The sequence below is a fragment of the Pseudomonas sp. CC11G genome, assembly GCF_056174845.1.
This window is the reverse complement of sequence record NZ_JBWBZC010000032.1, coordinates 1-20,320: the sequence shown is the minus strand read 5'-3', so window position 1 is coordinate 20,320 and position 20,320 is coordinate 1. Positions and strand designations below refer to the sequence as shown.

General features: G+C 60.3%; 15 protein-coding genes and 3 pseudogenes. 7 read left to right on the top strand and 11 right to left on the bottom strand.

Annotated elements, in window-relative coordinates:
* Positions 1 to 101: 101 nt before the first annotated feature.
* Complete coding sequence (locus AC0V2S_RS24965; RefSeq protein WP_475512072.1) at positions 102 to 1,106, top strand: AraC family transcriptional regulator; 1,005 nt, start codon at positions 102 to 104, stop codon at positions 1,104 to 1,106.
* A 75-nt stretch (positions 1,107 to 1,181) separates the two neighbouring features.
* Here the strand turns inward: AC0V2S_RS24965 and AC0V2S_RS24960 are convergent.
* Both AC0V2S_RS24960 and AC0V2S_RS24955 read right to left on the bottom strand, forming a co-directional pair.
* Positions 1,182 to 2,750: pseudogene (locus AC0V2S_RS24960) on the bottom strand (arylsulfatase).
* A gap of 231 nt (positions 2,751 to 2,981) precedes the next feature.
* Positions 2,982 to 3,572: a DUF502 domain-containing protein gene (locus AC0V2S_RS24955; RefSeq protein WP_475512071.1), complete on the bottom strand. Its 591-nt coding sequence runs from the start codon at positions 3,570 to 3,572 to the stop codon at positions 2,982 to 2,984.
* Positions 3,573 to 4,111: 539 nt separating this feature from the next.
* Between AC0V2S_RS24955 and AC0V2S_RS24950 the strand changes: the two genes are divergently transcribed.
* Positions 4,112 to 5,479 carry an MltF family protein gene (locus tag AC0V2S_RS24950; protein ID WP_475512070.1) on the top strand — a complete coding sequence of 456 codons (1,368 nt, stop codon included), beginning with the start codon at positions 4,112 to 4,114 and terminating at the stop codon, positions 5,477 to 5,479.
* A 114-nt stretch (positions 5,480 to 5,593) separates the two neighbouring features.
* Here AC0V2S_RS24950 and AC0V2S_RS24945 read toward each other — a convergent pair whose 3' ends face one another.
* The 6 genes from AC0V2S_RS24945 to AC0V2S_RS24920 form a co-directional block, all read right to left on the bottom strand.
* On the bottom strand, positions 5,594 to 6,211 hold the full coding sequence (locus AC0V2S_RS24945) for a cell wall hydrolase (RefSeq protein WP_475512090.1): 618 nt from the start codon (positions 6,209 to 6,211) through the stop codon (positions 5,594 to 5,596).
* A 260-nt stretch (positions 6,212 to 6,471) separates the two neighbouring features.
* On the bottom strand, positions 6,472 to 6,666 hold the full coding sequence (locus AC0V2S_RS24940) for a hypothetical protein (RefSeq protein ID WP_475512069.1): 195 nt from the start codon (positions 6,664 to 6,666) through the stop codon (positions 6,472 to 6,474).
* Positions 6,667 to 7,035: 369 nt separating this feature from the next.
* Positions 7,036 to 7,341, bottom strand: a complete 306-nt coding sequence (locus AC0V2S_RS24935) for a GNAT family N-acetyltransferase (protein WP_475512068.1) — start codon at positions 7,339 to 7,341, stop codon at positions 7,036 to 7,038.
* A 5-nt stretch (positions 7,342 to 7,346) separates the two neighbouring features.
* Entirely contained in the window at positions 7,347 to 7,577 is a 231-nt protein-coding gene (locus tag AC0V2S_RS24930) for a GNAT family N-acetyltransferase (RefSeq protein ID WP_475512067.1), read from the bottom strand.
* A 92-nt stretch (positions 7,578 to 7,669) separates the two neighbouring features.
* Complete coding sequence (locus AC0V2S_RS24925; RefSeq protein ID WP_475512066.1) at positions 7,670 to 10,516, bottom strand: insulinase family protein; 2,847 nt, start codon at positions 10,514 to 10,516, stop codon at positions 7,670 to 7,672.
* Between the two features lie 462 nt (positions 10,517 to 10,978).
* Positions 10,979 to 11,374 carry a RidA family protein gene (locus AC0V2S_RS24920; protein ID WP_475512065.1) on the bottom strand — a complete coding sequence of 132 codons (396 nt, stop codon included), beginning with the start codon at positions 11,372 to 11,374 and terminating at the stop codon, positions 10,979 to 10,981.
* Positions 11,375 to 11,514: 140 nt separating this feature from the next.
* On the opposite strand from AC0V2S_RS24920, the gene AC0V2S_RS24915 reads away from it, so the two are divergent.
* The gene (locus tag AC0V2S_RS24915; protein ID WP_475512064.1) at positions 11,515 to 12,435 is read left to right on the top strand and encodes a LysR family transcriptional regulator; all 921 of its coding nucleotides are present in this window, start codon (positions 11,515 to 11,517) and stop codon (positions 12,433 to 12,435) included.
* 3 nt (positions 12,436 to 12,438) lie between these two features.
* Here AC0V2S_RS24915 and AC0V2S_RS24910 read toward each other — a convergent pair whose 3' ends face one another.
* The 3 genes from AC0V2S_RS24910 to AC0V2S_RS24900 form a co-directional block, all read right to left on the bottom strand.
* Positions 12,439 to 13,380: an AraC family transcriptional regulator gene (locus AC0V2S_RS24910; RefSeq protein WP_475512063.1), complete on the bottom strand. Its 942-nt coding sequence runs from the start codon at positions 13,378 to 13,380 to the stop codon at positions 12,439 to 12,441.
* A gap of 13 nt (positions 13,381 to 13,393) precedes the next feature.
* On the bottom strand, positions 13,394 to 14,227 hold the full coding sequence (locus tag AC0V2S_RS24905) for an oxidoreductase (protein WP_475512062.1): 834 nt from the start codon (positions 14,225 to 14,227) through the stop codon (positions 13,394 to 13,396).
* 190 nt (positions 14,228 to 14,417) lie between these two features.
* Positions 14,418 to 15,347, bottom strand: a complete 930-nt coding sequence (locus AC0V2S_RS24900) for a LysR family transcriptional regulator (protein WP_475512061.1) — start codon at positions 15,345 to 15,347, stop codon at positions 14,418 to 14,420.
* Between the two features lie 268 nt (positions 15,348 to 15,615).
* Between AC0V2S_RS24900 and AC0V2S_RS24895 the strand changes: the two are divergent.
* From AC0V2S_RS24895 to AC0V2S_RS24880, 4 genes and pseudogenes are all read left to right on the top strand, one after another.
* A pseudogene (locus AC0V2S_RS24895) lies at positions 15,616 to 16,805 on the top strand (MFS transporter).
* 210 nt (positions 16,806 to 17,015) lie between these two features.
* Entirely contained in the window at positions 17,016 to 17,498 is a 483-nt protein-coding gene (locus AC0V2S_RS24890; protein ID WP_475512060.1) for a (2Fe-2S)-binding protein, read from the top strand.
* Complete coding sequence (locus AC0V2S_RS24885) at positions 17,498 to 19,747, top strand: xanthine dehydrogenase family protein molybdopterin-binding subunit (protein ID WP_475512059.1); 2,250 nt, start codon at positions 17,498 to 17,500, stop codon at positions 19,745 to 19,747. The genes AC0V2S_RS24890 and AC0V2S_RS24885 overlap by 1 nt, the downstream gene beginning before the upstream one ends.
* 16 nt (positions 19,748 to 19,763) lie before the next feature.
* Positions 19,764 to 20,320 (top strand): annotated as a pseudogene (locus tag AC0V2S_RS24880) (cytochrome c); the annotation flags it as partial.

Sequence of the window (20,320 nt, the reverse complement as noted above, 5' to 3'; positions counted from 1 at the left end):
GTATGCAAAGCCTGGGTAAAACACTTGACCATTCACGAATTCAAACTTGACTATTCACGAATGCGTAATCACCCACCAAGAGGCCCGTCAGCGCCCATTCCATGAACTACTTCGTTCGCAGCGGCTCGCTGCTGGGTTTTGCTGAACTGGTCCGCGAACTGGGCCAGGATCCTGCGCGGCTATTGCGCGAGGTCGGGTTGAGCCAGGGCGTGATGCAATCGCCGGATCTCTACATGCCTTACCGCTCGCTGGCCGACGTACTGCGCCTGGCCGCCCGGCGCTGCAATACGCCGGACTTCGGCGTGCGCCTGGGAAGTCGTCAAGGGCTGGAGGTAATCGGCGCGTTGGGTTCTTGCCTGTGCCTGCAAACCTCGGTCGGCGAGGCGCTGCAACTGTTGCAGAAGAATATGGATTTCCACGCCCAGGGGCTTAACGTGGCGATCAGCACGTCTGCCAGCACCTTTGCCATCCACTTCGCGTTCGCCTTCGCCGATGAGGCCGATTGCGAGCAACTCAGTGCTCTGACGCTGGCGCAGTTCGTGCGAGGCATCGCGCAATTGCACAGCGCCGATCTGCAACCGCTCGAAACAAGGCTGCGCCTTCGCCAGCCAAACAATACGGCCGGGTTCGAGCAGGCCTTGCGCAGTACGGTGCAATTCGCCCAAGCGGAAAATGGCCTGACCTATCCACTCGGTCTGCTGGAGCAGCCGGTGGCAGTCGAGCGGGACCGACGCAGTTACCTCACCCAGCAGTGGCGCAGCGGCTGGCAGCGTTCGGCGCCCGTCAGTCTGGCGCTGCAATTAGAACGCGCGATTGACGCGTTGCTGCCAACCGGTGAGTGCAACCTCACCATGGTCGCCAAGCTTGTCGAGCTGCATCCACGCGTGCTTCAGCAGCGTCTGAAGGCACAAGGCAGCAGCTTTGCCGCTGCGCTCAAGACCACACGCCTGAAGCTCGCGCAATATCACCTGGGCAACAGCACGGTCGATCTCACGACATTGGCCATGAGTCTGGGGTTTGCTGACCTTACGGCCTTCAGCCGTGCGTTCAAGCAGTGGAGCGGCATGTCGCCTCGCCGCTGGCGTCAGCAGGCGGGCAAAACATAGGGCGGGGTTTGCGCGAGGAGTTCAGCAGAAGCGTCCGCCCGCGGGCGGACGCTGAGTGCAGCGTTTGGTCTACGTCTACTGCTTCATTTTCGCTTCGATGCGTTTATCTACACTTTCGCGCACCTGGTCGATGCTGAAGCTCGCCGGGCGTTGGCTAGGCGGGTAATCGACAAAAGTCTCCAGGAACGCGGCCGCTTTTTGCGTACCCTCGAAGATGAGGTAGTCGTTCTTGGTCAGCCAGTCGTAGTACTGGTCAGACACCACGTCGGCACGCTCGTAGGGGTCCATGCGCAGGTTGAACAGTTTCGGCACGCGCAGGCAGGTGAACGGCTCACTCCAGACTTTCAAGCCACCCGGCGCACGTTGCTCGCAGTAGACGATTTTCCAATTGTCGTAGCGCATGCCTACCAGCTCGCCGTCGTCGCTGAAGTAGTAAAACTCGTTACGTGCGCTCTTGTCGGCTTTGCCAGTCAGGTAATCGAGCTGGTTGTAGCCATCCAGGTGGACCTTGAAGTTTTTGCCGCCAACATCAGTGCCTTTGAGCAAGCGGTCTTTGATGTCGGTGTCACCGGCAATGGCGAGCAAGGTGGGGAACCAGTCGAGCCCGGAAAACATTTGTCGGGAAACCGAGTCCGCCTTGATCTTGCCCGGCCAGCGGATCATTGCCGGCACCCGATACGCGCCCTCCCAGTTGGAGTTTTTCTCATTGCGGAACGGCGTAGTGGCGGCGTCCGGCCAGGACCATTGATTGGGGCCGTTGTCGGTCGTGTAAATGACGATCGTGTTTTCGGCGATTTTCAGGTCATCAACAGCCTTGAGCAGTTTTCCCACGTCGCCGTCGTGCTCCAGCATGCCGTCGGCGTATTCGTTGCCCAGCATGCCGCTCTGGCCTTGCATGGATTCGCGCACATGGGTGAATGCATGCATGCGGGGGTGTTCATCCACACGAAGAACGGTTTGTCCGCTTTCACTTGTTTGCCGATGAAGTCGATGGCTGCCTGGGTGGTTTCGTCATCGATGGTTTCCATGCGTTTTTTTGTTCAGCGGGCCGGTGTCTTCGATCTTGCCATCGGCAAAGCTGTGAATCACACCGCGCGGCGAAGCGGCCTTGACGAAGGCCGCGTTGTCTTTGGGCCAGTAAGGGCGTTCGGGTTCTTCCTCGGCGTTGAGGTGGTAGAGGTTGCCGAAGAACTCGTCGAAACCATGGTTGGTGGGCAGGTATTCATCCTTGTCGCCCAAATGGTTCTTGCCGAACTGGCCGGTGGCATAGCCCTTGGCCTTGAGGGCCTGGGCGATGGTCACGTCACGGTCTTGCAGGCCGACCGGAACGCCCGGCATGCCCACTTTTGAGAGGCCGGTGCGCAGCGGCGACTGGCCGGTAATAAAGCTCGAGCGCCCGGCAGTGCAGCTGTTCTCGGCGTAGTAGTCGGTGAACTTCATGCCTTCGTGGGCAATACGGTCGATGTTAGGCGTTTCGTAACCCACTACACCGTCGGCGTAGGCGCTGATATTGGTCTGGCCGATGTCGTCACCGAAAATCACCAGAATGTTCGGTTTGTCGGCCGCCAGAGCGGATACGGACAACGTCATGATCGACGTCGCCACAAGGGCGAAGCCGGGTAACCACTTGCGTATGCGAGTCATCTGACTAGCTCCTTTTGCCTGTGGGTCGCAAAACGCGACTGACACTGCGGGACTTCCTGGCTCCGCTTGTTTATTGCCGCGCTCGAATACGACCAGACTCACTTCCTTCGACAACCTTCGGCAACTCAGACGACGATAGTCGACCCTGACTTTTTGCTCGACCGCGCAGCACTAAAAACACGTTCAGTGGCCACCTGAGATCCGCTGGCCATTGTTTTCGATATTTCTTTGCTATTGCGGTTTGTCGCGCTCCATCGCCGCAACCATATTGCCGGCACCGAACCCCCATTTGGTGATCACCCGAATGGCTTCGGTGAACGGCACATCCACGGGATGCACGCGACCGCGCTCGATCACATACACGGCGCCCGCGAACGGCGTAGGAATCGACGGCACGAAAACGGTGTAACGCGCGTCTTGCAATTCTTCGATGATGAACCCCGGCACCAGTGCTTCCTCGATCTCGACCAGCGCCGGTCGCCACGCCCGCTCGTCTTCACCGGCCAGCTGTTTGGTCAGGCCTTTGAACAAGGTGTAACCGGGAATTTTCACCAGCAGGGCGTTCTCCACGCCGGCTTTCGCTCTACGCCCGCGGCGGGTTTCCAGGGCCGCGCCGAGTAGAAAACAGATCACCAGCACCATCAGTGCAGAGAGCACCTGCGTGGCGGCAATCCCCTCGGGGAGCAGGTGGGTGAACGGGTGGATCAGACGTTCGACGGCGCTCATGCCCTTGATCAGGATGATGACAGCCAGGTAAATCGGCACGATCAGCAGCAAGCCTTCCAGGACACGTTTGACGACGAAACCGATGGCACTTTTCATGGAGGTGTTCTCATCAGGTTGTCTGGTCGGGCCAGGGCCACGGAAGGTACCGGGCACTGAAACTGATCAGCGGGTTCTTCACAGCCAGGCGTGCGCCCGCAAAGAAGGTCGTCTGAGGCCGTAGGTCGAATGTGAATATAGAAGTGCTGGGCGAATCGGCAACTTGGTGGCGGTCAATCCGATCAACGCACACGCTCTAGACAGCGCTCCCATGATGGCGATCGCACTTTTTACCGCGCGCGCATCGCCTTTCTGGCTTCTCGTCTACGCTGCAAACTCGAGCCTGCCGCTGCGCTTGTTGGCGCCTTGCATCGCCGGCTCATTACGGGCGCGCGCCCTGTTCAGCGGAGCGCTGAGCCCCGCCTCTGTCAGTACCAGCCTTCACACGCATGGGGAAAAAAATGAGTCGTAAAGTGCCTGCAAAAGGACTCGCGTTAAGTGCTTTGCTGTTCGTATTTTTTTGTCGCCTCGCTGGGGCAGTAGAGGTCCCGTTACCACCCGCAGAACTCAGCGCCAAGGAAGAAGCTGAAGTCGAGGCAATGGTGCTGCCGGTGCCGGAAAACTGGGTGGGCGACCTTGATGGCATGCGCGAGCGGCGCCTGGTACGCGTACTGGTTCCGTACAGCAAAACCTTTTATCTGGTGGATCGCGGCCGGCAATCCGGCATCAGCTATGAGTTGGGCAAGGCCCTGGAAGCGTGGCTGAACAAGCGCCACCCTTATGACCGCAAGTCCTTCCAATGGCGGGTGATGTTTATTCCGGTGGCGCGCAACGAGCTGATGCCCAAACTGCTCGAAGGCGCAGGCGATATCGCCGCCGGCGGGCTGACGGTGACCGAAGGCCGGCAGAAAACCGTGGACTTTACCGACGCCTTTGCCGATGAAGTCAAAGAGGTGGTCGTGACCGGCCCCAGCAGCAAACCCCTGAGTGGCCTGGAGGAGTTGGCCGGCCGCGAAGTGACGGTGCGCGCTTCCAGCAGCTACTTCGAGCACCTGGTGAACCTGAACAAAACCTTCAAGGAAAAGGGCCTGGCGCCCATCAACATTGCACCGGCCGATGAAAACCTGGAATCCGAAGACCTGCTGGAAATGGTCAACGCCGGCCTGCTCGACACCACGGTGGTCGATCGCTATATCGCCAAAGCGTGGAGCCCGTTGTACCGAGAGATGAAAATTCACGACGACACCCTGCTGCACACCGACGCCCAATTCGCCTGGGCCATCCGCAAGGGCAGCCCGCAGTTCAAAGCCGAGCTGAATGCCTTTGTGAAAACCCACCGCACCGGCACCACGTTCGGTAACTCGCTGCGTAATAAGTACGTGAACAACAGCAAACGCGTGCTCAACGCCACCTCCGAAGCGGAAATGAAAAAATTCCGCGACATGGTGGTGATCTTCCAGAAACACGCCACTACCTATGAGTTCGACCACCTGATGCTGATGGCCCAGGGCTTTCAGGAGTCGCAACTCAACCAGGGCGCGCGCAGCCCACGTGGCGCGGTCGGGGTGATGCAACTGTTGCCCACCACCGCAGCGGACCCGGCAGTCGGTATCAAAGGCATTGACCAAAGCGCCGACAAGAACATCGAAGCCGGCGCCAAGTACATGCACCTGCTGGCCGAGAAGTACCTCAACGACCCCGAGCTCACGCCCATGAACCGCACGCTGATGACCTTCGCCGCCTATAACGCCGGCCCTGGCAACCTGCGTAAATTTCGCAAGCTGGCGGAGAAGTCCGGGCTCAATCCGGATATCTGGTTTGGCAATGTCGAGCAGTCCGCAGCCCGCGTGGTTGGGCGAGAAACCGTGGATTACGTGGGCAACATCTACAAGTACTACGTGGCCTATAAATTGGCGGAGAAAAAGCAGAAATCAGCGAAGGCGGCCGCGGTTACCCTGGCGCAATAGCCACGGGAAACGCGCTGCCAAGAGTGAGGTGCGTAAATAGGGGATGAGCCGATCGCCAAAATCGGCCAGACGAAATCAAACGTTATAGCCCCTCTAACGGGCGCAACTGCGTAACTAGCGTGCCACCCCATTCTTGGGTTTGTAGAACACGAAACTGCCGACTTCCTTGGTCTTGATGTAAGTCTTTGACCAGTCCTGAGAGGCGCTGCGGTCGTGGAAGAACAGTGCACCATTTGTGCTGTCTGGCAGCTCCTGGTTGAGCGCTTTGCGGGCAATGTCCTTGGCGATGGTGTAGCGGTTTTCCTCCTCAACCTGATCGGATCGGCCGTCACACCACCAGGAAAACTGACAGGGACTTTTTTCTGAGCCCTGCTTGACCACTTCGCACACCGTGTCGGGAAAACCTTTATGGCTTAGACGGTTCAGCACGACACTCGCCACCGCTTCCATATCTTCGCTCGCACCGCCTTTGGCTTCCCAGTAGATAGTCCGGGAGAGGCAAGTGATGGCGTCGTCCATTGGCGCTTTGCCTTCGGGGTCGACGGCCTCGACATCGGTTTTGCTCAGGGGCGTCGCTTGAGGAGCGGTTTGCAGGCTGTCCTTGTCTGCGGCTTTTTGCTCCAGAACTTCAGCCTTGTCTTCGGCGGCGGCTTTTACCGCCGGTTGGGCGGCGTGGAGCTGGCTGGCAATGAGCAGGAGGCTGACGCCAACAACGTTTGAGAAGGGGTGCATGATTGGTTGTCCGTAATCCAAAAGAGCGGGGTTCCCGAGCTGAACTGTAGTCGGTCCACCAACGTTAGGCTTGGAGGAGCCGAGGTGAGGCCAGGGTGAAAACAGCTACTCAAACATAGCTGCCTTCGCGCCGCTGCGGACATTACAAAAAAGCCAATGCGTTTTGCTGAGCATGAGTCGTGTTTTTTCGACTTTAATCGGCTGCTTATGGCGGATCGCAGCTAGTCACGACCGGCAGTTATTTGCTGGATTTCCGCGGCTTATCTACTCGTTAGCGGCCGTGGACCAAAATGGAACGGCGCCACTACAAAGGCCTCACGGGCGATGCCTTTGCAGATCATCGGCTGGAATACAAACTCCATTGCCATTGCATAAGCCGACGCTTCAAAGCGCTCGTCATCGCTGCCCACCACACGCCCAACCATCGGGCGCCCACCGTCGGGGGGAACGATCATGGCCACCCATACCTTGGCATTCGTCAAAGGGTCAACGTTGCGTGGAGTCAGTCCGCCACCGCGGGCAATCACTTTCGGTAAGGTGCAGTTTTTACTGCCAGTTCCCCACGATGTGAATGGGTGCTCGAGAAAGACTGTGGCCGGTGTGCAATCAACAAACTTGTTGCAGCGGTCGCGCCCTACCTCCTTTACAACTTGGGCGGCCCCTGGCCGTTGAATGGCGATGGCATGTTTCGGCGCACGCTCCTGGTGGTGCTGAGGAGCGTGCTGGCAACCCGTCACCACAACCAGACAGGTCACAGACAGCAGTGTGCAAATCACGTATCGCATGGTTTCCCTCTCTGAGGCGTGATAAAAAAATCGAGCGGATCAGCTCAGGCGCCAGTCTTGACCGATGACCCCGAACTGCAACAGATCGTGAAATACCCCTTCCTTGAAAAAAGCCTGCTTACTAACCCCTTCCTGCAGCAGTCCGGCTTTTTCCAACACCCGTGCCGATGCGCCGTTAACTGCCATGCACGCGGTCTGCACACGGTGCAGCTTCAGGCTGTCGAAGGCGAACTCGATGACCAGCCGAACAGCCTCCGTGGTGTAGCCCTGGTTGCGATAAGGCGCGCCCATCCAATAGCCAAGATGCCCGCTTTGGTGACGAGCTGAGGGCCGCAGGTTGATCACGCCGATCAGTTCTTCCTCGTGCAGAAAGATACGAGCACAACGTCTTCCTTGCGCTCGGCGGCCAGTACTGAGCGCTCGATAAAGTCGAGAGCTGCGGCAAGCGTATAAGGCGATGGCATGCCGGCCGTATAGGCTGCCACCAAGGGGTCGTCACCTAGCTCGGCTAAGCGCGAGCCGTGCTTGGAGTGCAGCGGCATAAGGCGCAGGCGCGGGGTGGTCAGGGTGGGGAGATGCATACCAAGTGCTCCGCCTGATTAAAGGTAGTCGGAATGAACAGTCGGCTGTACCGCCTGCGCCAATACAGTCAGCAGCCATGCAGCGTGTCCCATCATTTCGCGTCGCTCACTTGTGCAGCGCCTGCAACCTCATTGCCCTGGATGACCTGCTCCGGCGCCAACAGCTCGGTGGGGGTGCGTTTGAAACTCGCCAGCGTAGCGGCGACGCCGGGGTCGGCCACCACCCATAACGTGGGCGCCCCGCGCATCGCTTTCCAGGCTGCCTGGACCTGTTCGGGAGTGCGTGCGAGTAGAGTCTGCGTCAGCCGCTTGCGCGAACCAAAGGTGTAATCGCCTGCCTTGATATCCGCCCAGTACCTACTGGCCATGGCGTCCGCGCTCGTTTGTCGGGCTCGCATATTGGCCACCAATGCCTTGCTTGCCGCCGCCAGAGTCTGTGGGTCCAGGCTCGCTACCAGGGCATCCATTTGCTGCAAGTAGGTCTGGGTACGCTCACGCAATACATCGCTGGTATACCCGTGGGACTGCACACCAAAAATCAGCGAAGCGATCCCGTTATTCCAACCAGCCGAGCCGCCAACCGCATAGCCCAGTTGCTGTTCAGTGCGCAGCGACTGGTAGTACCGACCTTTGATCAAATGCGCCAACAACAGGGTGTCTGCCCGCGCTTCGGGGGTTTTCTGCGGGTGCGGCCAGTACAACTGCATGCTGTGGTCCTGGCTATCCGTTTGCTGGTGCAGCACAGGCAGGTCAGCCGCCAGATCGCGCGGCGGGAACAGCGGTATGGCGGAGGCAGCGACTGTCGGGTGCAAGTGTTCGGTCAGCAGGTGCGCCACTTGCTGAACGTCCTCAGGTGCCAGGTTGCCCACCGCCAGGGCGCGAACGTGTAGCTGCTTGAGCCAGTCGCCGCGCCATTTCTCCAAGTCTTGCACGCTCATCTGATCCAATGCGGCCAGCTTTTCAGCCGGCAGCCAGGCGGTGGGGTAGATCGCCACCCCTAGTGCTTCGCCGACATTTTGCGTCGGCGATTTGCCTTCCTGGCGCTGCCAGCTGAGTTTGAGTCGGGTGGCTACCCGTTGATATTCCGCGGCGCTGATTGGACGGCGAGCTACGCCGTCGAGGATTTCACCCAGCAGCATGGGTTGGCGTTGGCGTAAGCCACTTAACTCAATCCATAAGCCGTTCAGTGACGTGGAGAGCTGCGTCCCAAGGCCGGCTTGCCCCGCTTGTTGAGCCGCAGGTGCCAATACTTCTTGCAGCCAACTGGTGAACAGCCGCAGCCTGACTTGCTCCTTGGGACTGGCCGGCGCCGGGCTTTGCAGCTCGATTTTCCATACCGATTTCGGCGAGTTGAACTGATGCTCCGGCCGGTACCAGACTTTCATGCCGGTGCTATCGATTGCCAGCGCAGGCCTGTCTGCTTTGACGTTGAGCACGCGCACGTCGTCGGCGGTAAAACGATTTTTCCCGGGCAGTGCAAAGCCCGCAATCGGTGTCGCTTCGGGCCAGTGTGTTATCGGTTGGAAACGGTAAGGCCCTGCGAACCATTTGGAGGTCTTGTCGGTGACAGCATCAGGAGACAGCCACACCCTGAGTAGCCTCTCTGGCGTCATTGCATCCAGTATTTCTGTGGCACGCGCTGCGTCGAAATGCTCCATGCGATAAGGCCCGTAGAGCCAATCCTGGGTCGGGTACTCTCGGGAATTTATGGCGATCAGGCGTACGTGCTCCAGCGGATCACTGGGGCGCTTTTGCTCGAAACGCTGGCGGGTCAGGTTCGCCGTTTCCTGGTACCGCCAATCCTGCAAACCTTTTTTACGGATCTCGTCCAGATAACCAAACACCGTGGCCTGGATGCGCGCAAAGTCGGGGGTCTGTCCGATGGGTACAGCCACCTCAATGGTGACTATGCTTTGGTTTGCCCGCGTCCTGGCCATACCAGCCCCAACGTTTTGCGCCAGGCCCTCCTGTTTAAGCCTGTGTTGCAGGCCGCCGGGGTCTTGGTTGTTCAGCAGCCTCAGCAGGAAGGCCAAGGTGTTGTTACTGCGGTCCGAAGGGGCATTGCCCACCACGAACAGGAAGGACAATTCGTTGTTCGGTTTTATCGATTTTATCTGTAGCTCGCCTGGAAACAGACCGGGCCGCTCAAGCGTCTGGTCGGTAGCGGGCACTGGTAGGCGTCGGTCGGTCATCAACGCGAAGCTGTCGTTGACGTAGGCTTGCAGTTCGTCCAGCGACTGTGGGCCACTGACCACCAGTTTCATCAGGTTGGCACTGTAGTAGCGCTGGTGGAACTCGCTAACCCGTTGGCGCAGCACCTGTGGATCGCCGCCCAGCGTAGTCAGGTTGCCCATCTGGAACTGTGCCATCGGGTGTGCGGGGTTAATGATTTCCCCGAGAACGTCCATCAGCCGAAACCTGTCGTCATCCATGCGCATGCGGTACTCGGCGTCCACGGCATGGCGCTCGCGGTCCACGTAACTCACATCGAACAGCGGCACGGCCAATGTTGCGCTCAACCGCTGCAATGCTTCCCCCAGGGCGGCCTGGGGAACACGGAAGTAATAGTTGGTGAAGTCCGTCTCCGTGTTGGCGTTGAAGTTGCCACCAACCTTGCTCATGAATGTGGAGTAGCCGTTGGGGTCTGCAAAGCGCTCGCTGCCCAGAAACACCATATGCTCGGTAAAGTGCGCCAGCCCCGGAAGGTCTGCGGGGTTTTGTGCACTGCCAGCTTGCACGGTCACGTTCGCCGCCGCATGGGTTGCTCCGGCACTGTGCACTAGCATCACATCCATGTTGTTGGGCAGACGCACTGAGCGGTACTGGTTTTGGTCTTTGGGGTAAGTGATCAGGTCCGCGTTCGACGCGGCGAAACTCCCGGCACACGGGAGTAATAGGGCAAGGGTGAAAAACGCGCGCAATACAGCAGGCTGCGACATGGTCGAATCCTTTCGTTAGCTGTCCATGGAGTCAGTTTTCAAAGGCAAAGTTGATGCCACTTCTGTCCGCTAATGTGCGGACTAGAGCCTGGCGTCGTCACACTACCGACGCTAGATGACAGAGCCTTTAATGGCCAGCACAGTAGATAAGTCTTTGCTGCTGCAAGCCCCAGTGCCGCGCATGTGACACGCTGGGTTACCTCATTGGCTCAGCCAGGAAAACCACCAAGGTTGCCCTTGAAAGAAATGAAGGCAGGAATATTTTCGCTACGCCAAATAAGCACTACTGGCTGACACTTGAACGTCGGCTCCTTGGTCGATTGAGGCCTTTCGTGACCGGCTGAAAACGGCCAGAAGGGACTGTGTTGATCCGCCAATTGGGTAAAGGACAAAGAGGTGCTGCTTCCGGCCGATTGCTGTCTGCCGCAAAAAACGGTTTTAGATGCCGGCCCCTCAACCCAACTATTGCGGCAGTTTCGCAATCACCTTGATCTCAAAATCAAAGCCCGACAGCCAGGTCACGCCCAGTGCAGTCACGGTCGGGAAGGGCGCCTGCCCCCAGAATTCGGCCGCCACTTCCCAGATGGTTTCGAACTTGGAATCCGGGTCGACCATAAAAATGGTGGTGTCCACCACATCGTCAAAACTGCTGCCGGCTGCGGCCAGAATCGCGTTGAGGTTGGTGAAGGCCAGGCGTACCTGTTCCGCGAGGTTCGGCTCGGCCGAGCCGTCTTTGCGGCTGCCGACCTGGCCGGACACGAACAGAAAACCGTTGGAGCGAATGGCCGGCGAGTAGCGGTGCAGTTCGTACAGGGCATGGCGGTCAGGCGGGAAAACTACGTCACGTGGGCTGGTCATGGCAGAACTCCTTCAGGGCCAACACGGCCCGCTGTTTACGATGGAGCCACTTTAAAAACACCGACGGGCTGGATAAACCAGCAACTCTGGTCATGACTGTTTGTAGAATCCAAACAATCAGCCCTTGAGTGAGCGACCCAATGGACCGTTTCGACGCAATGCAGGCCTTTGCCCGAGTGGTGGAAACCGGCAGCTTCACCAAGGCCGCCGCCACCCTGCACATGAGCAAAACCAGCGTGACCCAACTGGTGCAACAACTGGAAGCGCGGCTACGGGTGCGTCTGCTTAACCGCACCACGCGCAAGGTGAATGTCACTGCCGATGGCGCGGCGTATTACGAGCGCGTTACCCGGCTGCTGGCCGATGTGGACGATGCCGAGACCAGCCTCTCCAGCGCCTCGCAAACCCCGCGCGGCCGGCTGCGGGTGGACGTGCCCAGCCCGTTGGCGCGCATGCTGTTGATTCCCGCGTTGCCGGCGTTTTATGCGCGCTACCCGGAAATTCAGCTGACCATGGGCGTGAGTGATCGGCGGGTCGACATCATTGGCGAGCACGTCGATTGCGTGGTGCGTGGCGGCGAGATCACCGATCAATCCCTGGTGGCGCGGCACGTGGCCGACCTGCAACTGGGCATGTATGCCGCACCGGGCTACCTGCAACGGTTCGGTACGCCCACCCACCCCCGCGAGCTGGACGAGGGCAAGCACAACACCGTGGGTTATCTGTGGTTTCGCACCGGCAAAACCTTGCCGTACGTGATGCAGCGCGGCGAAGAGCGCATCGAGGCCCAGGGCCGCCCGGTGCTGACCGTCGACGACGGCAATGCCTACCTCGCCGCCGGGTTGGCGGGGCTGGGCGCGCTCTGGCTGCCGCACTACATGGCCAAACCGCACCTGGCCAGCGGCGAGCTGCTGACGCTGTTCGAAGACTGGCAGATGGCGCCGATGCCGATGTACCTGGCGTTTCCACCGAACCGCCATGTGAGTGCCAAGGTGCGGGTGTTTATCGACTGGATTGTGGAACTGATGGCCGAGCATGCGCCGGTGGTGGGGCGGAGCTGAGGGTTAGTGCGACGATACGAAGGGCGAGGGCGACGTGGGTGCCGGCAATGCGTAGGCCTGCTTCATCCACGACACCTCTGCCAGCGGCGTGCGACCGAAGAGGCGCTTGAAGTCGCGACTGAATTGCGAGGCGCTTTCATAGCCCACCAGAAAGGCCGACTTGGCGGCCGTGAGGTCGTTGCGCAGCATCAGCAAGCGGGCCTGATGCAGGCGGGTCGACTTGAGGTACTGCATCGGCGACCTATCCGTCACCTTGCGAAAGTGCAGATGAAAGTTGGGCACGCTCATCTGCGCTTCCTGGGCCAGCGCTTCGACGTCGAGGTGCTCGTGGTAGCAACTGTGAATTTTATGAATAGCGCGCGTCACCTTGCCGAACTGGCCCTGCTGGGCAATCGCCGCGCACAGGGTGCCGCCTTGTTCGCCGGTGAGAATGCGGTAGTACAGCTCGCGTAGCAGGGCCGGACCGAGAATGTGCGCGTCGGTGGGGTCGCCCATCACTTCTAGAAACCGCAGGGTTGACTGGCGCAGCGGTTCATCCATGGGCGAGGCATACATGCCCATCGGCTGCGCCACCGCAAAACCGCGCACTTCGTCCACCTGCTGAATCAACTCGCCGGCCAGGGTGAAATCCAGCCGCAGGTATACCGCCAGCATCGGCTCCGCTTCGCTGGCGTCGGTCTCCATGGTGAAGGGCACCGGCACCGATACCACCAGATAATGCTGGGCGTCGTAGACGTAGATGTCTTCGCCCAGGTAGCCACGCTTCTGCCCCTGGCAAAGGATGACGATGCCAGGCTCATACAACACCGGCGTGCGCGTCAGCGGCCGGTTGGAGCGCAGAAAACGCACATCATCCAGCGGGCTCAGGTTGTAGCCTTCCAGCGGCGCCAGTTGACTCATCAGCTGCACCATCCGCGCCGTGCTTGGGTCTTTAGCTTTAGCCATTACACACTCCTGCTCAACCATCGGTGGAGCGGCTGAGCGTCTCCCATTGCTCAATACTCTCCACCGTACGCTGTAGCTTGTCACGTACCAGGGCCAGGGCATCACTGCCTAGCAGGAGGTGAGCCGGTGGAGCGGGGCTGGCGATAATCGTCAGCATGGCGCGTGCAGCCTTTTGCGGATCGCCCAGTTGATGGCCGCTTTTTTCCTCGCGGGCTTTGCGCACCGGGTCAAAACTCGCGTCGTAGTCAGAGATGCTGCGCGGCGTACGCCGCATTGAGCGTCCTGCCCAGTCGGTACGAAACGACCCCGGCGCGACGGCCGTGACAAAGATATTGAAAGGCGCCAGCTCCTTGCTCAGCGTGTCGGAGATGCCCTCCAGGGCAAACTTGCTGCCGCAGTAATACGCGATGCCCGGCATGGTAATGGTGCCGCCCATGGAGGTGATATTGAGGATGTGGCCGGCGCGCCGCTGGCGGAAAAACGGCACGAACGCCTTGGTAACCGCCACCGCGCCGAACACGTTCACATCGAACTGGCGGCGCATTTCCTCCAGCGACGACTCCTCGAAAATCCCCTCGTGGCCATAACCTGCGTTATTGACCAACACATCCACAGGCCCGTATTGCTCTTCAACGGACGCGACCACCGCGTCGATGGCGTCGAAGTCGGTGACGTCCAACACCACGCCATGGGCCCGCTCCGGCGATAGCTTTTCGAAGGTGGTCAGGGCTGATTCACTGCGCACGGTGCCGATCACACGGTGGCCCTGGGCGAGCGCTTCGGTCGCCAGCGCCTGGCCAAAGCCGCTGCTGACGCCGGTGATAAAGACGGTTTTTACGGTTTGCATGGCACGCACTCCTGAAGCGTTGAGGTGCGGCCATGCTAGGGCGAGGGGAGGCGGGGGACTATGCCGGATTGGATTTGAGTATTGCCTATTCCTATCAAAAGACTGATTGGTGCCGCCGGGCGGCCCAGCCCGAACTCCTCGGTATAAGCGAGGTAGGGAAGGGTGTCGGGCCCCTGTCGAAGTAGGAGTCTCAGCCATCCGCTTTGATCAGGTCGCCAGCCGGCGGCAAACGATCAACCCGCAATGCATCGACCACCAGCGAAAAGGCTGGGGAGGGTTGGCGGCGGCTGGGGTAGTACAAGTGAAAGCCGCTGAAAGGTTCACACCAGTCCTCCAGTACCCGAACAAGCCGCCCTTCGGTGAGGTGTGAGGCAAACTCATCCTCGGGCAGGTAAGCGATGCCCAGCCCGCTCACCGCTGCATCGGCAATATGGGTGGTGGAGTTGAACACCAACTGGCCACTTACCCGCACCTTGAGCTTCTTGCCTTGACGCTCGAATTCCCAAGCGTCCACCCCGTCATAGGTTGGAAAGCGAATATCGATGCAGCGATGTGCTGCCAGGTCGCGCGGGTGTTTGGGGGCGGTGTGTTGGGCGAAGTAGCTGGGGGATGCCACTACGGCCATTCGCACCGCCGGCCCGATTGGCACGGCAATCATGTCCTGGGCCACCGTATTACTGAAGCGCACGCCGGCGTCGAAGCGGTCGGCGACGATGTCGCGAAAGCCATAGTTGATATCGAATTCAAGCTTGATGTCCGGGTACATCTGCAGAAGAGGGGTCAGCTTGGGCAACAGTGTGGTCTTGATGATGTTGTCCCCACAGGTGATGCGTACCGTACCGGCGGGTTTGTCGCGCAACTCGGTCAATGCCTCCACTTCGGCTTCGATTTCATCGAAGCGATGGCCCACCGCTTCCAGTAGCCGCTCGCCTGCCGCTGTCAGCGAAACGCTGCGCGTGGTGCGGGTGAGCAAGCGAATTTTCAGGCGCGCCTCCAGTGCCGAAACCACCTGGCTCACTGCCGATTGCGTCACCCCAAGCTGCACGGCCGCGCGGGTAAAACTGCCTACCCGCGCCACGGTCACGAAAGCCAGCAGATCGTTGAAATTGGGCTTAGCCATAGCCAATACGCTCGGTCGATTGATTAGGTGAGGTTATATCCGCATTAAGCACTCATTAGCTAATCAAAATCTTGCTAGTGCGTAACACTGGTCGCCGCTAGCGCTCCCCTGAAAAGGAAGCCTCGTGAAAAGGCTGTTCGTAATGCTCGGCTTTCTACTCAGTTCATTCACCGCGATAGGAGCCGACATGTCCCACGGTGCAGACAATTTCTTCGACAGCGACAAGGTGACAGTGCAAAAGGTCAGCTCCAAAACCGTTGACGTTCAGATGCCATCCACCGCCAGCCGCACTACTGCCACCAGCGCCGCACACTGGGGCGGCGTGTATGCGATGACGCTATGCGTGTTCGCGCTGATCGCCTCGGAGTTCATGCCCGTCAGTCTGCTGACGCCGTTGGCAAACGACCTGCACGTTAGCCAAGGGTTGGCCGGCCAGGGACTCGCCATTTCTGGCGCGTTTGCGGTGCTGGCCAGTCTGTCGATCAGTTGGATTGCCGGCAGCGTAAACCGAAAGACACTGCTGTTGGCGCTAACCGGCTTGATGGCCGTGTCGGGCGCCATCGTGGCGCTCGCCCCGAACTATTTCATCTACATGGTTGGGCGCGCCCTGATTGGCATAGTAATTGGCGGGTTCTGGTCGATGTCGGCAGCCACCGCCATGCGCCTGGTGCCAGCCGCACAGGTGCCCAGGGCGCTGGCTGTTTTCAACAGCGGCAACGCCCTGGCGACCGTAGTGGCCGCTCCGCTGGGGAGTTATCTGGGCTCAATTGTGGGGTGGCGTGGCGCGTTCTTGTGTTTGGTTCCGGTCGCGTTAATTGCCCTGATTTGGCAGTGGGTAAGCCTGCCGAGCATGGCAACGCAGGAGCGTTCAGCGGGCGCTGGCAATGTTTTCAAACTGCTGAAGAACCGAATTGTGGCGATGGGTATGGCCGCTGCCGGCTTGTTTTTTATGGGCCAATTTGCGTTGTTCACCTACCTGCGCCCGTTTCTGGAAACGGTCACCCACGTCAACGTACCGACCCTTTCTCTGCTGCTTTTGGTGATAGGCGTAGCGGGCTTTTGCGGCACAACGCTGATTGGCTTCGTCCTCAAACGCAGCCTCTACGGCACCTTGAGTGCTATCGCGCTGTTGATGGCCGTTGTTGCGCTGGCGCTGATTCCCGCCGGCACCTGGGTTGTGGCTGTAGCGGTACTGCTTGGACTGTGGGGCTTTATCGCAACGGCAGCGCCCGTGGGTGGTGGAGCTGGATTGCGCACGCCATGCCGGATCACGCCGAGGCCGGAGGCGGCCTCATGGTGGCAATTGTTCAACTCTCGATAGCCCTCGGCTCCACCGTGGGCGGCGTCCTGTATGACTCGCTGGGTTACCAAAGCACGTTTATCGCCAGCGCTGTGGTGTTGGTGCTCGCCGCGCTCTTAACGGGGTTAACGCCACGCTCGTCGGTAACCCATGCCTAATAACAGTTCACGAGCACCCGGCAGGATTGGGCAAGGCCGGCGCAGAATCGCGCTAACAAATAGCGCACTGCTGCGTTGAAGATACCGGCAAAGCTTTGCATCGACCTTTCCAAGCGTGCATACGCAGCCGCAGTGCTAACGTCTTACATCGGGCATGCCGGCACTCGAATGCCAGCGCTCTAACCATCTAACTGTGATAGCAGGTGAGCCATGGAACTGCGCATAAACCATAAAACCTATCAGGTCGACGCAGAGGCGGACACGCCGCTGCTGTGGGTGATCCGCGACGACCTGGGGCTGACCGGCACCAAGTACGGCTGCGGTCTGGCGCAATGCGGCGCCTGCTCTGTGCTGGTCGACGGCAACGTGGTGCGCGCGTGCGTGACGCCGGTGGCCGGCGTGGTGGGGCGCGAGGTGACAACCATTGAAGCGATCGAAGCCGATGAAATCGGCAAGCGGGTGGTCGCTGCGTGGGTTGAGCACCAAGTGGCCCAATGCGGCTACTGCCAGTCTGGCCAGGTGATGGCGGCCACGGCGTTGCTTAAGCACAACCCTAAACCGAGCGATGCCCAGATCAGTGCGGCGATGGTCAATCTGTGTCGCTGCGGCACCTACAACGCCATTAATGCGGCGGTGCACGCACTGGCGACCGACGTCGCGACCGCTGCGGCGCCTGCCGGGGAGAACGTCTGATGAGTACGCCCCTTGATAACGCAGCGCTGGGTGCGCCGATCAATCTATCCCGTCGGCGTTTTCTGGTGGCCTCGGCAGGCACAGCAGTTGGCGCGTTGGTGCTGGGTTTTGGCGTACCGCTGGGTTCCGCGCGCATGCAGGCGATGGCAGCCGATCGCCAGGGGGCGGGCACCCAGGTGAGTGCGTTTCTGGAAATTCGTCCGGACAACACCGTGCGCTTGCTGTGCCCGTTTATTGAAGGCGGGCAGGGCACCTATACCGCCATGGCGCAGATCGTTGGCGAGGAACTGGATGCGGATCCATCCACCTTTGTTGTGGAAAGCGCGCCGCCCGGCGAGGCCTATGTGGTGATGGAAAACGGCTTGCGCATTACCGGCGGCAGTATGTCGGTGCGCATGAGTTACCCCACCATGCGCCGGCTGGGCGCGCTGGCCCGCGCGATGCTGCTGCAAGCCGGCAGCGCACGCTTGAACGTGCCGATTGGCGAATTGACCACCGAGCCTGGCCATGTGCTGCATGTGGCTTCCGGGCGCTCGATGAGCTACGGCGAGTTGGCCGGTCTTGCCCTCGACCTGGCTGTGCCGGCAATCGACAGCATCACGCTGCGCGACCCCAGCCAGTTCCGCTGGATCGGCAAGCCGGTGCGCCGCCTGGACAGTTACGACAAGTCCACCGGCAAGGCGCTGTACACCATCGACCTGCAGGTGGACGGCATGCTCCACGCCGCCGTGCAACATGCGCCACGACTGGGCATGACGGTCGGCGAGTTGCGCAACGAAGCGCAGGTAAAGGCAATGAAGGGGGTTCACTCGGTGCACCGCCTGCCTGGCGCCGTGGCAGTCGTCGCCGAGCGTTGGTGGCACGCCAAGCGTGCGGTTGAAGCCATTCAGGTGCAGTGGCAGGAACCGGCTGCGGATTCGCCGCTGCGGGTGATGCCCGCCGACTTCTCCACGGCGGCGCATGTTGAGCGACTGACCAATGAACCGGGGCCGGGGCGTGACGCCGAGAACGAAGGTGACCTCGCCGGCGTATTGGCTAAAGCGCCGACGCGCGTCGAAGCCACCTACCACAACCAGTACGTTAACCACGCCCAGCTTGAGCCCCCGTCGGCCCTTGCGCGCTTTAATCCCGATGGCGGCCTGGAAGTGTGGCTGCCCAACCAGGCACAGGATTTTTTCCTCGCCGATATCGCCAAACGGACCGGCATGGACCCGGCGAAAATCACGCTGCACACCCCGTTGCTGGGTGGCTTTTTTGGCCGGCATTTTCTGTACGACACCGCCAACCCGTATCCGCAAGCCATTGAGTTGGCCAAGGCGGTCGGCCGCCCGATCAAGCTGATCTGGAGCCGTGAAGAAGAGTTCTTGCGCGATGCGCTGCGGCCCATGGCGGTGGTGAAGTTTCGCGCCGCGCTGGATGACAAGGGCCTGCCCGTTGCCATTGAAGCGGTGAGCGCCACCGAAGGACCCACCGAGGGGCTCGCCGGCAAGCAAGGTGCTGAGCTCGACCCGACCGCCCTCGAAGGCCTGACCGGCAAGGTGTACGGCATTCCCAACCGGCGCATCGCGCAGATCTACGTCAAAGGCCCGGTGATGCTTGGCTATTGGCGTTCGGTGGGCAACTCGCTGAACGACTTTTTCTACGAGGCGTTTCTGGATGAGCTGGCCGACAAGGGCGGCCATGACCCCTACGAGCTGCGCTTGCACCTGTTGCAGGGTAACGAGCGTTTAACGCATTTGTTGAAGACGGTCGCGGAGTTATCCGGCGGCTGGAAGCGCGGGCCGTTCACGGCTGAAGACGGCTCGCGGCGCGCGCGGGGTGTGGCCATGGCGTCGCCGTTCGGCACCGAGACGGCGGTGGTGGCTGAAGTGTCGATTGAAAAGGGCCAGGTCAAGGTTCACGACATTTGGCAGGCGATCGACCCTGGCAGCATCGTGAACCCGGCCATTGTCGAGGCGCAAGTGAATGGCGCGGTGGCGCTGGGGTTGTCGCAGGCATTGGTGGAGGAGACGGTGTACATCGACGGAAAGCCGCGCGCCCGTAACTACGACCTCTATCAAATTCTGCCGCCTGCCCGCATGGCGCGGGTGCACGTCCAGGTGGTGGAGAGTGGCGCGAAAATGGGTGGCATCGGTGAACCACCACTGCCGGCCGTGGCGCCGGCGGTCGCCAATGCGGTGGCCAGGTTGACCGGCCAACGCCTGCGCAGCATGCCGTTCTCCAGCTACACCTTTAGCCAACCGACCTGACAGGGAAGACGTGTCCATGAGCAAGCGGCATTTTGCAAAAGCGGCCGGCGCACTGGCCTTGGTGGTGTTGGTCTTGCTGGTCTGGTTCGGCACCCGGGTGCCGGCGACAGCCTTTGACGCGGCGGGCAGCGCAGGTGGCGTTGACCCCGCGTTGATCCAGCGCGGCGAGTACATGGCCCGCGCCAGTGACTGCGTGGCTTGCCATAGCTTGCCTGACGGCCCTGCCTTTGCTGGCGGGCTGAAAATGGCGACGCCATTGGGGGCCATTTATGCAACGAACATTACCCCCGACGGCACGGCCGGCATCGGCCACTACAGCCTGGCGGACTTCGATCGCGCCGTGCGCCATGGTGTGGCCCCTGAGGGACGCCGGCTTTACCCGGCGATGCCGTATCCGTCGTACAGCAAGCTGAGCGACGACGACGTTCGCGCCCTGTATGCGTTCTTCATGCAAGGCGTCGGCGCGTCGGACGCGGCCAATAAACCCAGCGACATTCCCTGGCCGCTCAACATGCGCTGGCCTATCGCGCTGTGGAACGCGCTGTTCACCGAGCCCGAGCCGTTTGCCCAACA

What these genes read in the sequence shown, in the direction of transcription:
- AC0V2S_RS24965 (WP_475512072.1), top strand. Translation starts at nt 102, where the DNA reads ATGAACTACTTCGTTCGCAGCGGCTCGCTGCTGGGTTTTGCTGAACTG.
- AC0V2S_RS24955 (WP_475512071.1), bottom strand. Translation starts at nt 3,572, where the DNA reads ATGAAAAGTGCCATCGGTTTCGTCGTCAAACGTGTCCTGGAAGGCTTG.
- AC0V2S_RS24950 (WP_475512070.1), top strand. Translation starts at nt 4,112, where the DNA reads ATGGTGCTGCCGGTGCCGGAAAACTGGGTGGGCGACCTTGATGGCATG.
- AC0V2S_RS24945 (WP_475512090.1), bottom strand. Translation starts at nt 6,211, where the DNA reads ATGCACCCCTTCTCAAACGTTGTTGGCGTCAGCCTCCTGCTCATTGCC.
- AC0V2S_RS24940 (WP_475512069.1), bottom strand. Translation starts at nt 6,666, where the DNA reads ATGATCGTTCCCCCCGACGGTGGGCGCCCGATGGTTGGGCGTGTGGTG.
- AC0V2S_RS24930 (WP_475512067.1), bottom strand. Translation starts at nt 7,577, where the DNA reads ATGCATCTCCCCACCCTGACCACCCCGCGCCTGCGCCTTATGCCGCTG.
- AC0V2S_RS24925 (WP_475512066.1), bottom strand. Translation starts at nt 10,516, where the DNA reads ATGTCGCAGCCTGCTGTATTGCGCGCGTTTTTCACCCTTGCCCTATTA.
- AC0V2S_RS24920 (WP_475512065.1), bottom strand. Translation starts at nt 11,374, where the DNA reads ATGACCAGCCCACGTGACGTAGTTTTCCCGCCTGACCGCCATGCCCTG.
- AC0V2S_RS24915 (WP_475512064.1), top strand. Translation starts at nt 11,515, where the DNA reads ATGGACCGTTTCGACGCAATGCAGGCCTTTGCCCGAGTGGTGGAAACC.
- AC0V2S_RS24910 (WP_475512063.1), bottom strand. Translation starts at nt 13,380, where the DNA reads ATGGCTAAAGCTAAAGACCCAAGCACGGCGCGGATGGTGCAGCTGATG.
- AC0V2S_RS24905 (WP_475512062.1), bottom strand. Translation starts at nt 14,227, where the DNA reads ATGCAAACCGTAAAAACCGTCTTTATCACCGGCGTCAGCAGCGGCTTT.
- AC0V2S_RS24900 (WP_475512061.1), bottom strand. Translation starts at nt 15,347, where the DNA reads ATGGCTAAGCCCAATTTCAACGATCTGCTGGCTTTCGTGACCGTGGCG.
- AC0V2S_RS24890 (WP_475512060.1), top strand. Translation starts at nt 17,016, where the DNA reads ATGGAACTGCGCATAAACCATAAAACCTATCAGGTCGACGCAGAGGCG.
- AC0V2S_RS24885 (WP_475512059.1), top strand. Translation starts at nt 17,498, where the DNA reads ATGAGTACGCCCCTTGATAACGCAGCGCTGGGTGCGCCGATCAATCTA.